This window comes from Janthinobacterium lyxosi (assembly GCF_051380665.1).
Taxonomy (GTDB): domain Bacteria; phylum Pseudomonadota; class Gammaproteobacteria; order Burkholderiales; family Burkholderiaceae_D; genus Janthinobacterium.
Genome location: NZ_JBNYXM010000002.1, coordinates 48848 through 63668 on the forward strand (window position 1 = coordinate 48848; position 14821 = coordinate 63668).

At 61.8% G+C, this 14821-nt stretch carries 12 protein-coding genes and 1 tRNA gene; all 13 read right to left on the reverse strand.

Translation table 11 applies throughout. The features are described from left to right. Positions 1–414: 414 nt before the first annotated feature. The 13 genes from ACQ4WP_RS02055 to ACQ4WP_RS02115 all read right to left on the reverse strand — a co-directional run bounded on the left by ACQ4WP_RS02055 (position 415) and on the right by ACQ4WP_RS02115 (position 14794). Positions 415–1797, reverse strand: a complete 1383-nt coding sequence (locus ACQ4WP_RS02055) for an undecaprenyl-phosphate glucose phosphotransferase (RefSeq protein WP_436518446.1) — start codon at positions 1795–1797, stop codon at positions 415–417. 8 nt (positions 1798–1805) lie between these two features. Next, complete coding sequence (gene epsL / locus ACQ4WP_RS02060; RefSeq protein ID WP_436518447.1) at positions 1806–3077, reverse strand: XrtB/PEP-CTERM-associated polysaccharide biosynthesis outer membrane protein EpsL; 1272 nt, start codon at positions 3075–3077, stop codon at positions 1806–1808. Positions 3078–3117: 40 nt separating this feature from the next. Next, complete coding sequence (locus tag ACQ4WP_RS02065) at positions 3118–3807, reverse strand: CAAX prenyl protease-related protein (RefSeq protein WP_436518448.1); 690 nt, start codon at positions 3805–3807, stop codon at positions 3118–3120. Between the two features lie 149 nt (positions 3808–3956). After that, positions 3957–5849: an ATP-binding cassette domain-containing protein gene (locus ACQ4WP_RS02070; protein ID WP_436518449.1), complete on the reverse strand. Its 1893-nt coding sequence runs from the start codon at positions 5847–5849 to the stop codon at positions 3957–3959. Between the two features lie 172 nt (positions 5850–6021). Further along, positions 6022–6096, reverse strand: a tRNA-Arg gene (locus tag ACQ4WP_RS02075). 77 nt (positions 6097–6173) lie between these two features. Then, positions 6174–6902, reverse strand: a complete 729-nt coding sequence (locus tag ACQ4WP_RS02080; RefSeq protein ID WP_436518450.1) for a PEP_CTERM-anchored TLD domain-containing protein — start codon at positions 6900–6902, stop codon at positions 6174–6176. A 122-nt stretch (positions 6903–7024) separates the two neighbouring features. Next, complete coding sequence (locus ACQ4WP_RS02085; RefSeq protein WP_436518451.1) at positions 7025–7417, reverse strand: RidA family protein; 393 nt, start codon at positions 7415–7417, stop codon at positions 7025–7027. 17 nt (positions 7418–7434) lie between these two features. Then, positions 7435–8595, reverse strand: a complete 1161-nt coding sequence (locus ACQ4WP_RS02090; RefSeq protein ID WP_436518452.1) for an acyl-CoA dehydrogenase family protein — start codon at positions 8593–8595, stop codon at positions 7435–7437. A gap of 1 nt (position 8596) precedes the next feature. Beyond that, a complete protein-coding gene (locus ACQ4WP_RS02095; RefSeq protein ID WP_436518453.1) occupies positions 8597–9451 on the reverse strand; it encodes an enoyl-CoA hydratase family protein in 855 nt (284 codons plus the stop codon). Between the two features lie 18 nt (positions 9452–9469). Further along, complete coding sequence (locus tag ACQ4WP_RS02100) at positions 9470–9982, reverse strand: MarR family winged helix-turn-helix transcriptional regulator (protein ID WP_436518454.1); 513 nt, start codon at positions 9980–9982, stop codon at positions 9470–9472. 12 nt (positions 9983–9994) lie between these two features. Then, positions 9995–10795 carry an SDR family NAD(P)-dependent oxidoreductase gene (locus ACQ4WP_RS02105; RefSeq protein WP_436518455.1) on the reverse strand — a complete coding sequence of 267 codons (801 nt, stop codon included), beginning with the start codon at positions 10793–10795 and terminating at the stop codon, positions 9995–9997. 1 nt (position 10796) lies between these two features. Then, entirely contained in the window at positions 10797–13178 is a 2382-nt protein-coding gene (locus tag ACQ4WP_RS02110; protein WP_436518456.1) for a bifunctional salicylyl-CoA 5-hydroxylase/oxidoreductase, read from the reverse strand. After that, entirely contained in the window at positions 13175–14794 is a 1620-nt protein-coding gene (locus tag ACQ4WP_RS02115; protein ID WP_436518457.1) for an AMP-binding protein, read from the reverse strand. The genes ACQ4WP_RS02110 and ACQ4WP_RS02115 overlap by 4 nt, the downstream gene beginning before the upstream one ends. Positions 14795–14821: the final 27 nt, after the last annotated feature.

Sequence of the window (14821 nt, forward strand, 5' to 3'; positions counted from 1 at the left end):
AACATCCGGAAACTATTTGCTTAAAAGTCTATTAAGAAGATTTTAAAACAACTTTCTCCTTAAAAACTTGTTCACTTGGAGAGGCCGGCATTTTTCAGGGCGCAGGGGCCGATTTGCATCAAGCATGGGACGCAGGGACGAGGTCGGTATGTACAAGCGGCATCACGGGCCATATGTCGGCCAGAAATGCCTCAGACCTCATCGCTTGAAATCTAGCAACACCTGTGTCGCACGAGACCGCCATCGCTGGCACCGATGCAACGCATATGCTGCAAAGAAAGAAACTTTCATATCGCTCTCAAAGCCAGCTTACAGCGTCTTCAACAGCAACACTCCCGTGCACTATACGCATATTTTAGCGCGTATTGACATAGCGTAAAGTATATTCCCACGCTTGCGTTGGCGCACTGCGCGTCAATGTGCGTTCTCCCGTTTCAAGACCACCTTGACTGTACGCAAGATGATCCACAAATCGAGCCACAGCGACCAGTTACGCAAGTAATCAAGGTCGAAATGGATGCGCGCTTCCATCTTGTCTAGGGTTTCGGTTTCGCCGCGCAAACCGTTGACCTGCGCCCATCCCGTGATGCCAGGCTTGACCTTGTGACGCAGCATGTAGCCTTTGATCAACTTACGATACTGCTCATTGTGCGCCACCGCATGGGGACGCGGCCCGACTATGCTCATGCGGCCCTGCAACACATTGATAAATTGTGGCAGTTCATCGAGTGAACTGCGGCGCAGGAAACCGCCGATGCGCGTGATGCGCTGGTCGTTCTTCGTGGCTTGCACTACTTTGTCGCCATCCTCGCTGACCGTCATCGAGCGGAATTTATACACAATAATTTCTTCGCCATACAAACCGTAGCGGCGCTGGCGGAAAATCACAGGACCTTTCGACGTCATCTTGACGGCGATGGCGATAATCAGCATCACTGGCAACAACATGATCTGGATCAACAAACCCAGCACGATATCGCTGCCACGCTTGACCATGCTGTTAAAGCCCGTGAAGGGCGACTCACGGATGGCGATTACCGGCATGCCACCCACGTTGTCGAAACGCGCCTGCATCAAATCGAAGATATAAATATCTGGCAAGAAATATACGGACGCCGTCGTATCCTGCAATTCATCGAGCATCTTGCGGATGCGGGGCTGGGCCGAAATAGGCTGGCTGATGAATATCATCTTGATATTGTGTTCGCGCACATAGGCGGCGATATTGGCCATTTTCCCCAGCATGGGTTCGCGCATTTTCTCGGGCCAGCGGTCATCGGTACGGTCGTCAAAAAAGCCGCGCACGCTCATGAACAGGTTGGGATTACGCTCCACGGTGGTGGCAAACTTCAGGCTGGCGTCATTGGCGCCAATGATGACGACCGAGCGCACTTCGCTGTCGCGGCCGGGATCGGCCACCATGCGCCGTGCGGCAAGATGACTGAGCAGCAATATGAATGGCGTCAGCAAAAACCATGCCAGAACCAGCTCGCGGTCGAAATGAAACGCCAGTCCCGTCGCCGAGCCGAGAAAGATCAGGATCAGGGTGGTAATGGTCCAACTGACAAAGACATCACGGGCATACGCCAGCATGCGGCCGCTGCGCCACGTACGGTACGGGTCGACATACTGAAACACCGACGATGAAATAAAAAACGCCAGAATCATCAGCACCAACGAATAACCAGTGAAAGGCGAACCCGACAGGACTGACAGCAGGTACAGCGTACCCATGATGATCAATGGATCAAGGATGCGCTGGAAAAACGAAATCAGGGGTATATCATTGACCGTCATAATACTCATCAGAACTGGATGCTGGCGTTAATGGAAGCGCCTTTGGCACGGTAACTACCTGTATTGATAATAGGAGCGCCTCTGCGCGTATCCTGGAATGCGCTGACGCCCAATTGAATATTTGGCCGTGGAGCATACGTCAGACCGATGCTGGCAGTCTTCGTGGTGTCATCGACATCGACGGGCAGCGCCAGGCCGCTCACTGCGGAAAAATCGCGTTTCTCGCGCCGCAGTTGCGCATCCATGCGCACTTTGGCCGAGATATCCCAGGCAGCGGCCAGGCTGGCGCCATTGTTCAAGCTACTGGTAATCAAGGAATTTTCCACGGCAGCAAATTCATGCCACAGGCTACCCGTAAAACGCACTTTGCCAAGCGGGGCCCAGTTCACGGTGATGCGCCCATTGGCTCCGCTGGAGTCGCGTCCGGAAAATAGCTCGTTCTTGCGTTTCACCCAACCGCCAAGCAGCTGCACTTGCGTCACGCCACTGAAACGCCAATAAATATTCGCCTTCACTTCGTCCTGCTCATACCCTTGTTCAATACCGAACGCAGCCAGGTTTGCCCGGCCCGGATAGGTCCCTTTCAAATGGCGCAGCTGTATACCGATTCGGCTTCCGCTGGCAGGCAAATAATCGAAACCCAACTCAATGGCATTCTCTTGCCTGTCGGAAAATCTTTGCGCAATCGAATCATAACTATATCTATCACGTGAGAATCCCCCCCGCACGCGCCAGCTAGGATGAAAGCGCCAGCCGCCATTCGCATACTCGCGGCGTATCGTGCGCAGGTTACGTTCCGAGCTTCGCAAATCGCTGAACGGCGTCAGGGTCTGCGCATAGCTGGCACCCACGTGGCCTTCGAGGTGATTCGCAATATGCCACTCGAGATCAGCCAGATAATCCTTGCCCGTGTAGTTGAGCTGGTCAAAATGATCAAAATAGACGCGTGACCACTTTACCTGCCCCGTCAGCAATTGCCGGCCGATGGGACGATTGATCAGGAATCCCGCTTGCACCTGGCGCGAGGTGTCGGAACGCTGCCCATCAAAACCGGGCACATTGTCATCGACGCGGAACAGATTATCGTCATACGAGTACGAGGTCGCAATAAAAGGCGAAATCGTATCGCTGATGGCGGCGCCAGCCGGCAAACTGCATGCCGCGCCACCGGCCGCCAACAGCGTAGCGGGCAATATGCGGGCCAGAACCGAAGCCAAACGGTTGCGCTGCAATCCTGATTGCCCGATACGGGCCTGGCAATGATACGGTGAAGTCAGCATGGGCATTGTCTTTGAAAGAGCAAACAGTTGGTTAGCAATATTACCAGTAAGTCCAGTGGCCGCCGGAAATAATCCAGAGTCCCAGCACGCCGTTGGTGACACCGTGCGCCAGGATGGGCGACCACAGGTTCTGGCTGCGCATGTAAAGCAGGCTGTATGCGACACCGGCAACGATGCCGGCCAGCCACAAATTGTGTTCGAAGCCAAACAGTACCACGCTGACAACAAAAGCCTTGGCACTGGCCAGGCGTGGCTGGAATTTCAGGAAATCAGGGGCATCGACCCAGCGTAGCAGGAAGGAGCGCCAGAACAGCTCTTCCATCACGGGCACCACGAGGGCGGCGCCGGCGATGCGCAGCACCACCAGGCTCCACTCGATCTGGCCGTGATTGCGCGGATCGAAGCCATCGGCGCTGCCGATCGTCATCCAGCCTGCGTCCAGGTTAATCCACAACAGAAAAACAACAAGCCCGGTGGCCAGCGCCACCGCCAGGGCACGTGCGCCCAACGGCGTCCACCGCAGTTCAGTGTAACTGCGGCGCCAATACAACAACATGCCCAGCACGACGCCGATCTTGACGGCATACAGCCAGCGCAGGTCCTGCGCGGAAAAGCCCGCCCGGCCCAGCATGTCGGCAATAAAGATAAAGGAGAGGTAGGCCAGGAATGGCGCTACCCGTGGCAAGGCGGCACCGTCAAACATGCTGATGCGCACCGGAGGTGAAGCCACGCGCCGGACGCCGTGGTCCGGATCGCGTGTTTTTCATGACAAACATGCATCCTCCGATGTAATAAATATAATTATATAATTATATCAAGCTGAACCGTTGCCGTGGCAAGTAATCCTAACTTAATTACAACAGAAGAGGCAGAAAACAATCAACCGTTGGCGCGCGCCTCGATCTGTTCCCACTTTTCCAGCGCCGTCAGCAATTCGCCCTCAATCTCCGTCACGCGCGCTTGCAGGCGCTTGCCTTCGGCCGGCGTCTTCTTGTAGAAGTCCGGATGCGACAGCTCGGCGGCCAGCACCGATTGCTCGTCTTCCAGCTTGGCGATCAGTTTCGGCAGTTCTTCCAGTTCGCGCTGTTCCTTGTAACTGAGCTTTTTCTGCTTGGCGGCCGGTGCGGCAGCATCGACCTTCACGGCCGGCTTGCTGGCTGGCGCCGTGGCGATTGGCAAGGTGCGCACGCGCTCCCAGTCCGTGTAACCGCCGACGAATTCGCGCCACTTGCCCTCGCCTTCGGCAACGATCACTTGCGTGACCACGTTGTCGAGGAAGGTGCGGTCATGGCTGACGAGGAAGACGGTGCCGGTGTATTCTTCCAGCAACTCTTCCAGCAATTCCAGGGTATCGATATCCAGGTCATTGGTCGGCTCATCGAGCACCAGCACGTTGGCCGGCTTGGCGAACAGGCGCGCCAGCAGCAAACGGTTGCGCTCGCCACCGGACAGCGACTTGACGGGCGAACGGGCACGCTCCGGCGCGAACAGGAAGTCGTTCAGGTAGGTCATCACGTGACGGCGCTGGCCATTGATCTCGACCCAGTCGCTGCCTGGCGCGATGGTTTCCATCAGATTCGCTTCTTCATTGAGCTGCGTGCGCATCTGGTCGAAATACGCCACTTGCAGTTTGGTGCCCAGGCGGATGGTGCCCGTGTCCGACTCTTCCTGGCCCAGAATCATCTTCAGCAAGGTGGTCTTGCCGGCGCCGTTGGCACCGATCAGGCCCACCTTGTCGCCACGCAGGATGGTGGCGCTGAAATCCTTGACGATGACCTTGTCGCCATAGATCTTCGAGACGTTTTCCAGGTCCGCCACGATCTTGCCCGAGCGTTCGCCGGCCGATACGTCCAGTTTGACCTGTCCCTGCTGTTCGCGGCGCGCATTGCGCGTCAGGCGCAGCGCTTCCAGGCGGCGCACGCGGCCTTCGTCACGCACGCGGCGGGCCTTGACGCCCTTGCGTATCCACACCTCTTCCTGCGCCAGGAACTTGTCGAACTTGGCGTTTTCCACTTCCTCGATTTCCAGCTGCTCCGCCTTGCGGGTCTGGTAAGCCGTGAAGTTGCCCGGGTACGACAGCAAACGGCCGCGGTCGAGCTCGATGATGCGCGTGGCGACATTGTCGAGGAAGGAACGGTCATGGGTAATGAACAGCACGCTACCCTTGAAGTCGCGCAACAAGCCTTCCAGCCACAGGATGGAGCTGAAGTCCAGATGGTTGGTCGGCTCATCGAGCAGCAGCACGTCCGGTGCCGAGACCAGCGCGCGCGCCAGCGCCACGCGCTTTTGCATCCCGCCGGACAAGGTTCTCATCAGCATGTCGCCCGTCAGGTTCAGACGGTCGAGCACGGTTTCCACCTTGTTCGGCAAGCTCCACGCATCGGCCGCATCGAGTTTGATCTGGATGTCGTGCATGCGTTCCATCAGTTCGTCGTCATTGCCCTGGCCAAACTGGCCCGTCAGCGCATCGTATTCCTTCAGCCACGCCTGCGATTCGCCCATGCCGGAAGCGACGGCGTCGAACACGGACATGTCCGGGTCGAATTGCGGTTCCTGCTCCACATAAGCGATCTTGATTCCTTGTTGCATCACCAACAAGCCGTCATCGAGCTTGAACTTGCCCGAAATAACCTTCAACAGCGACGATTTACCCGTGCCGTTACGGCCGATCAAGCCGACCCGCTCCGTGGTTTCCAGTGAAAATTCCGCGTGATCGAGCAGCGCGACGTGACCGAACGCAAGTTGCGCCGATGAAAGAGAAATGACAGCCATAATGAGTAAGAGTGCTCGGGCGCCGTCTCGCGCACACCGCGTGGTGTGCAAAACAGCCGCCGATTAGATGAATGAAGCACGCATTGTACCGATAACTTGGACTTCAATCGCCATCGACCAGTAACTACCGCCTGGATGATCACAGGCTGCCGACGCGCGTTGCGTGGAAACATGGTGTCGCCAGCAGGAATCGAACCTGCATTTAAGTCTTAGGAGGACCTTGTACTATCCATTGTACGATGGCGACACGCGCAGCGGCATTATACAGGCAAGCGCCCGCCATTGACAGCGAGGCAAGCGAACGCCGTCCTTGACGACCACGCGTCAGGCCAGCGCGCGCTTGCGGCGGCGGGCCACGCCAAGCACGCCCAATCCCGCCAACAGCAGCGCATAGGTGGCCGGCTCGGGAATGGCGCTGATGCTGAATACCTGGATGGCGCCATAAGTGATGTCGGCCCTCTTCCAGACGGAGCCATCCAGAAGGCTGTAGCCCATCGTCGGCTGGCCGTAGTAGTTATAGGTATACAAATAGGACGAGCCGCCATTGGTCAGATCCTCGGGAACGTAGAGGTCATGGCCAACGCCGAAGGTAGGCCCGGCCTTGGCGCTGTTGAAGGTCTGATCCTTGCCCACGCCATCCCCGCTGAAATACTGCTTCAGTTGCGGCAGCATGAAGCCGCTGGTCAGATTGAACAGGAAGGCCGTGCGGTCGCTGTCTGCCATGGTCACGTGCATGCCGTCGGTGGAACTCCAGCTTTGCGGATTGTACCCGCCAATCAGCCAGGTCTGTCCGGCGCTGTTACTGGCTTCCATGACGGAAAAAGTACGTCCCTTGCCGTCGGATGCCTTGTGAAAGTCCAGCGAGGTATCGCCAGCCGCCTTGGTGTAAATATTCGTCAGCGCCAAGCGGCCTTCACCGAGCCAGGTTTCCATTTGCGCCTGATAGCCGGGAGAGAGTAGTGACGTACCAGATCCGGCCTGCGCAACCAGGCAAACACCCATGCCGGCCACCGCCAGCACCACGCTTCTTGCTGCTCTGAAATTATTGTGCATCCACCACCTCGACTGTCAGTATTTAAAACCGGTGTGTTTTCCGGTTGCCAAATATAACACGATAGATAATGTTTTTATATTTATTATTTAGATGCCAGTACGCAATATTTCATAGCGGAAATTCAGTCCGGCACCACGGCCGTCACTTCAATCTCGACCCGCGCCCTGTCCTCGATCAGCCCCGCCACCTGCACCGCCGTCATGGCTGGAAAATGCTTGCCGATGAGCTCGCGGTAGGCGATGCCTATCTGTGGATATGCCGCCACATATTCCTTCTTGTCCAGCACATACCAGTTCATGCGCACGATATGCTCCGGCAAGGCGCCCGCCTCGGCCAGCACGGCGACGACGTTCTGCAGCGCCTGGCGCACCTGGCCGGCGAAGTCATCCGTATGGAACAGGCCCTGCGCATCCCAGCCGATCATGCCGCTGACGTACACCGTGCGCCCGCTGGCCGCCACGCCATTCGCATAGCCGCGCGGTCTTGCCCATCCGGGCGGTTGTAACACTTGCATCTTGTTTTCCTCGTTATTCATTCGTGTTTCGCCTCGCACAGCAGTTCGCGCGCGATGATCAATTGCTGTACTTCGCTGGCGCCCTCGTAGATGCGCAAGGCGCGAATTTCGCGGTACAGGCGCTCGACCGGATGGTCGCTGACCACGCCCATGCCGCCAAACAGTTGCACGGCCGCGTCGATCACCTGCTGCGCTGTTTCCGTGGCCGTCAGCTTGGCCATGGCCGCTTCCTTCGTTACCTTGCGGCCCTGGTCGCGCTGCCAGGCGGCGCGGTAGGTGAGCAAGGCAGCCGCGTCGATGCCGGTGGCCATCTGCGCCAGCTTGGCCTGCGTCAGCTGGAAGTCCGCCAGGGTCTGGCCGAACATCTGGCGCTTTGTCGCGTGGCGCAGCGCTTCATCGAAGGCGCGCCGCGCAAAGCCCAGCGCGGCGGCGGCCACCGAGGTGCGGAACACGTCGAGCGTGGCCATCGCCACCTTGAAACCCTGCCCCGCCTCGCCCAGGCGCTGCGACACGGGCACGCGGCAATTGACAAAGCGCAGGCGTGCCAGCGGATGCGGCGCGATCACGGCGATGCGCTCGGCGATTTCCAGGCCGGGATTGTCGGCGTCGACGATGAAGGCGCTGATGCCGCGCGCGCCGGGCGCCTCGCCCGTGCGGGCGAACACCACGTAAAAGTCGGCGATGCCGCCATTCGAGATCCACGTCTTTTCGCCGTCGAGCACATACTCTTCGCCGTCGCGGCGCGCCGCGCACGCCATGGCCGCCACGTCCGACCCGGCCTGAGGCTCGGACAGGGCAAAGGCGGCGATGCGCTTGCCGCTGGCCACGTCCGGCAGATAGCGCGCTTTGTTCTGCGCGCTGCCGAACAGGCCGATGGCGCCGGAACCGAGTCCCTGCATGGCAAAGGCAAAATCGGCCAGGCCGTCGTGACGCGCCAGGGTTTCGCGCATCAGGCAAATGGCGCGCGTGTCGATCTTGCCATCGGTGCCGGTGGCGTGCGCCAGCCAGCCGTCCTGCCCCAGTTGCGCCACCAGTGCGCGGCAAGCCGCATCGACGTCGGCGCCATGCGCGCCGTCCAGGTGCTGCGTCGCCCAGGCATCGAGCGCGCGTTCAAGTTCTGCATGGCGCGCTTCGAAAAACGGCCAGTCCAGGTAAGTCGTGTCGCGTGTATTTTGCATCTTAATCGCCCTCGAACTGGGGTTTTTCTTTCGCCACGAAGGCGTGATAGGCGCGGTGGAAGTCGTTGGTGGCCATGCAAATGGCTTGCGCCTGCGCTTCCGCCTCGATGGCTTCGTCGACACCCATGTTCCACTCCTGCTGCAGCATTTTTTTCGTCATGCCGTGCGCGAAGGTGGGGCCGCTGGCCAAGCCGGCGGCGAACAGCTGCGCCGCTTCGCCCAATTCCTCCGGCTCGACCAGGCGGTTGAGCCAGCCCCAGCGTTCAGCCTCCGCCCCAGGCAAGGAGCGGCCCGTGTACAGCAGTTCCGCGGCGCGGCCCTGGCCGATCACGCGCGGCAGCAAGGCGCAGGCGCCCATGTCGCAGCCGGCCAGTCCCACGCGGGTAAACAAAAAGGCCGTCTTGCTGCGCGCCGTGCCGATGCGGATATCGGAGGCCAGCGCCAGCATGGCGCCGGCGCCCGCGCAAATGCCGTCGATGGCGGCGATGATGGGCTGCGGGCAAGCGCGCATGGCCTTCACCACGTCGCCCGTCATGCGGGTAAACGCCAGCAAGCCGGGCATGTCGAGCTGCGTCAGCGGGCCGATGATGTCGTGCACATCGCCGCCCGAGCAGAAATTGCCGCCGCTGCCCGTGATCACCACGGCCTTGACGTCGTCCGCATGCGCCAGCGCGCGGAACAGCTCGCGCAATTCCGCATACGAATCGAAGGTAAGCGGATTCTTGCGCTCGGGCCGGTGCAGGGTCAGGGTGGCGACGCCTGCGTCGACGGAAAACAGGAAATGCCGCGCAGCGTAATGGCCCAAGCTGGCGCGGTTGCCTGGCAGGTCTTGCGGCTGGCCGGGTAGATGGCGCATGGTGCTTCCTTTACTTGTTTATCGTGTCACTATCGTGTCATTGAGCTGCTGCTTCATGTGCGACAGCAGGTCGATCAAGCGGGTTTTGTCGTCCGGCGTCACGCCGTGCAGCAGTTCGGCGATCCAGCCTTCGTGCACCCTGGCCATTTCGTCAAAGGCGCGCCGGCCGGCTGGCGTCAGCTTGACGCTGTACGAACGGCGATCCTTCTGATCGACCACGCGCACTACCAGTTTTTCCTGCTCCAGCTGGTCGGTGATGCCCGTGATATTGCCGCCCGTGACCATCATGCGCCTGGACAGTTCGCCCATGCGCAAACCATCGGGAAAGCGCTCGAGCTGCGCCATCAGATCAAAGCGGGGCAAGGTGATGCCGAAGCTGGCGCGCAAGCGCGTGCGCACCTCGTTTTCGATTTTCACCGTGCACGAGAGCATGCGCAGCCACAGCTTGAGCGACTGGTGGTGGTCCTGCGTCAGGCGGCTGGCCAGGTCCAGCACCGGTTCGGCCTGCGGGCGGTCGCGTTCATTGTCCATTTTATCCATTGTCTACATGACTTCACCGCCGGCGACGGCGATCGATTGTCCATTCATGGCAGCCGACGCGGGCAGGCATAGCCAGGCCACCGCATCGGCCACTTCGCGCGCCTGCACCAGCCGCTGCTGCGGATTGGCCGCGGCCAGCTCCGCGCGCGCCGCGTCTTCGCCGCGCCCCGTCTTGCGCACGATATTCTGCACGGCCTGCGCCACCATTTCCGTTTCCGTGTAGCCGGGACAGACGGCATTGACGGTGACGCCGCGCGGCGCCACTTCCAGCGCCAGCGCGCGCGTCAGGCCGATCACGCCATGCTTGGCGGCGACATAGGCGCTGACGTAACGATAGCCTTTCAAGCCCGCCGTCGACGCCACGTTGGCGATGCGCCCCCAGCCCGCTTCCAGCATGCCCGGCATGGCTGCCTGGCAGCAGTGGAACACGCCCGTCAGGTTCACGGCCAGCATCTGCTGCCAGATGGCGGCGTCTGTCTTGCCGAAGGGCGCCGCATGCGCCTGGCCCGCGTTATTGATCAGTATATCGATGCGGCCAAAATGCGCGGCTGCCTGCGCGAAGCCCGCCTGCACGGACGCTTCCACGCTCACGTCGAGCACGCAGATGGCTACCCTGCCCGCGTGGCCCGCCTCTTCCAGCTGCATGCGCGCGCGCGCCAGCCGCGCGCCATCGCGCCCGGCCAGGGTGACCCGGGCGCCCGCGTCCAGCAAGGCTCCCGCGCAGGCCAGGCCGATGCCGCTGCCGGCGCCCGTCACCAGCGCATGTTTTCCTGATAACGCGCCCATCAATGCTTCCTTGCTCATGTCATCCTTCCAGCAGCCGCGCGGCCACCTGTTGCGGGGTGAGGCCCGTGTTGGCGGCGGCCAGCTGGCGCTCGCGCTGCAGATTGCGCTCCAGTTGCAGCTGCGCCGGCCGGTATTGTTTCGGCCAAGTTGCGCCTGCCCCGGCGCCGCCATAGCCGATGCGCGCCGTCTCCGTCAGGGTCCAGGCCGGGTTGGCCAGGTGCGGGCGACCCACAGCGCACAGGTCGGCGCGACCGGCGGCGATGATGCTGTTGGCGTGGTCGGCCTCGAAGATGGACCCGACGGCCATGCTGGCGATGCCCGCCTCGTTGCGCACGCGGTCGGCAAACGGCGCCTGGAACATACGCCCATATACCGGCTGTTCCAGCTTGCTGACCTGGCCCGAGGAACAGTCGATCAGGTCGGCGCCGGCCTGTTTGAACAGGCGCGCGATGATGACCGCATCGTCGGGCGTGATGCCGCCTTCGACCCAGTCGTGGGCCGAGATGCGCACACTCATGGGTTTATCTTGCGGCCAGGCCGCGCGCATGGCGCGGAACACGCGCAAGGGATAGCGGCAGCGATTTTCCAGGCTGCCGCCATACTCGTCCGTGCGGCGGTTGGTCAGCGGCGAGATAAAACTCGACAGCAAATAACCATGCGCGCAATGCAGTTCCAGCCAGTCAAAACCGGCGACGGCAGCGGCCAGGGTGGCGCGCACGAAGTCCTGCTCGATGCGCGCCAGGTCGTTGTCAGTGGCCGCGCGCGCCACCTGCGATACGCCGGCCAGGTACTGCTGGCTGGATGCGGCCAGCAGCGGCCAGTTTTCCTCTTTTAAAGGCAGGTCGATGCCATCCCACATGGGCCGCGTCGAACCTTTCGGCCCCGCATGGCCCAGCTGCAGGGCGATTTTCGCATCGCTGTTGGCATGCACGAAATCGACGATGCGCCGCCAGGCCTGCGTATGCGCTTCGCTGTACATACCGGGGCAGGCGGGCGTAATGCGCGCATCGGCCGACACGCACGTCATCTCGGCAAACACGAGACCAGCACCGCCCATGGCGCGCGCGCCCAGGTGCATCAGATGGTAGTCGCCCGCCACGCCATCGACGGCGCTGTACTGCGCCATCGGCGAGACGGCGATGCGGTTTTTCAGCAGTACGCCGCGCAGCCGGAAAGGCGTCAGCATGGGCGGCAAGGCCTGATCCAGCATGTCCACGCCAGCCTGTTCGCCCGCGCGCCGCGCCAGCCACGATTCATAGTCGGCCACGTAGGCAGGGTCGCGCAGGCGCAGGTTTTCATGCGAGATGCGCTGGCTGCGCGTAAGCATGGAATAGGCGAACTGCGGCGCTTCCATGGCGCTGTAGCGCTCGACGTTTTCAAACCATTCCATGGAATTGCGCGCCGCGCTCTGGATTTTCAGCACCTCGATGGCGCGCAGCTGCTGGTAGGCGGCCAGCGCCGCAGCAGTACCGGCATGCTGGCCGAAGCAGCGGGCCAGCTCGATCGCGTCTTCCAGCGCCAGCTTGGTGCCCGAGCCGATCGAGTAATGCGCCGTGTGGGCCGCGTCGCCCATCAGCACGACGGGCACGCCATCCTGGTGGTGCACCCATTGCCGGCAGACGATGCGGGGAAAGGTAATCCACTGCGCCGAGCCGCGCAAGTGCGGCGAATTGCTCAGTAAACCTTGGCCATCGAGTTCCTCGGCGAACAGGGCTGCGCAAAAGGCGATGCCCTCTTCCTGGCTCATGGCATCTAACCCCGCCGCGCGCCACACGTGTTCGGGCGTTTCGACGATAAAGGTCGATGTCTCTCCGTCGTACTGGTAGATATGCGCCTGGAACCAGCCGTATTGCGTCTGGCGGAAGGCAAATGTGAAGGCCTCGAATTTCTTGCGCGTGCCCAGCCAGACGAAGCGGCAATGGCGCTGATCGATCTCGGGCTGGTAGCTGGCCGCATAACGCGTGCGGATGCGGCTGTTCAAGCCATCGCTGGCGATCACCAGGTCGGCGCCGTACTGGCGCGCGATGGCCTGGTCGTCCTGCACTTCCGTCTCGAATACCAGTTGCACGCCAAGTTCCTCGCAGCGCGCCTGCAGGATGTTGAGCAGGCGCTTGCGGCCGATGCCGCAAAAGCCATGGCCGCCAGAACGCACGGTCTCGCCCTTGAAGTGGATTTCGATATCGTCCCAGTGGTTGAACGCCTGCAGGATGGCGCGCGCCGTCGGCTCGTCCGCGCCGGCCAGGTTGCCCAGGGTCTGGTCGGAAAACACCACGCCCCAGCCAAACGTGTCGTACGGGCGGTTACGCTCGATGACAGTGATGCGGTGCGCGGGGTTTTGCTTTTTCATGAGCAGGCTAAAATACAGGCCGGCGGGGCCGCCGCCGATGCAGACAATATTCATGGAGTATCCGTGCGAAGTTTGAAGCGCTGCAGCTTGCCCGTTTCCGTGCGCGGCAGGGAAGGCAGGAAACGGATGGCGCGCGGATACTTATACGGGGCGATCTGCTGGCGCACGAAGTCCTGCAGTTCGGCTGCCAGCAGGTCGCTGGGCTGGCAGCCATCCTTCAGCACCACGTGCGCTTCGACGATCTGGCCACGTTCGGCATCGGCGCGCCCGACCACGCCGCATTCGGCCACGGCCGGGTGGCGCAGCAGCGCCTCCTCCACTTCCGGGCCGGCGATGTTGTAGCCGGCCGAGACGATCATGTCGTCGCTGCGCGAGCGGTAATAGAAATAGCCATCGCCGTCCATTTCGAAGGTGTCGCCCGTCAGGTTCCAGCCGTTCTGCACATACTCGCGTTGGCGCGGGTCGGACAGGTAGCGGCAACCCGTAGGGCCTTTCACGGCCAGGCGGCCCGTCACGCCGGGCGGTTGCCGCACGCCCGCGTCATCGACGATGCACGCCTGGTATCCGGGGATGGCCTTGCCGATGGCGCCGCGGCGTATGCCCTCGCCCGTGGCGGATATGAAAATGTGCAGCATCTCGGTGGCGCCGATGCCGTCCGTCATGGCCAGGCCCGTCGCCGCCTGCCAGGCATCGCGCGTGGCCAGCGGCAGCGCCTCGCCGGCCGACACGGACAGGCGCAGGCTGCGCACGTCGTGGCTAGCCGCCAGCGGCGCCATCTGGCGGTAAAAAGTGGGCGCCGTGAAGCAGATGGTGGCCCCGTAGGCGCCGATGGCGCGCAGCAAGGCCTCGGGCGTGAGCTTTTCCAGCAGCACGGTGGCCGCGCCAAAGCGCAGGGGAAACAGCAGCAAGCCGCCCAGGCCGAAGGTGAAGGCCAGCGGCGGCGTGCCGATGAAGATATCGTCGGCGCGCACCTGCAGCATGGAACGGGGAAAGCAGTCGCAAATGGCCAGCAGGTCGCGGTGCATGTGCATGGTCCCCTTGGGGACGCCCGTCGTGCCGGAGGTAAAGCTGATCAGGCAGACGTCTTCGGCCGCCGTGTCGCATGCGGCAAAGGGTGCATCGTGGGCGGCCATGCGCTGTTCCAGTTCGGCGCCATCGGCGCCAAAACACAGCATCGGCGGGCATTTCGGCACGGCATCGAGCTCCCCGCGCAAGCCCTGCGCGCACAGCACGGCGGTCACTTCCGCCTTGGCCAGGATGGTGGACAGTTCGCGCGCGCGCAGCAGCGGCATGGTGGGCACGGCGATGCAGCCGGCCTTCAGCACGGCCAGCAGACAGGCAGCCATCATGGGAGTATTCGCGCCGCGCAGCAGCACGCGATTGCCGGGAATCAGGCGCAGGTCGGTCTGCAGCACGTGGGCAATGCGGTCGACCTGCCGCGCCAGCTGTGTGTAAGTCCAGCGCTGGCCGTCGGCAAGGATGGCGGTGCGCTCGCCGCCACCGCTGGCCACGGCCGCATCTAGCAGCGCGCCGACGCAATTGAGACGCGGCGGATACTGCAGCTCGGGCAAGTCCAGGCACAGTTGCGGCCAGAGTGCGCGCGGCGGCAGGTGCGCGCGCGCAAAGTCGTCCTGGGGAGATGCGGTGCTAGGCGAAGGGTCGCTGCTCATGCTCATCCTGGCTGGTGGCGGGCGCGT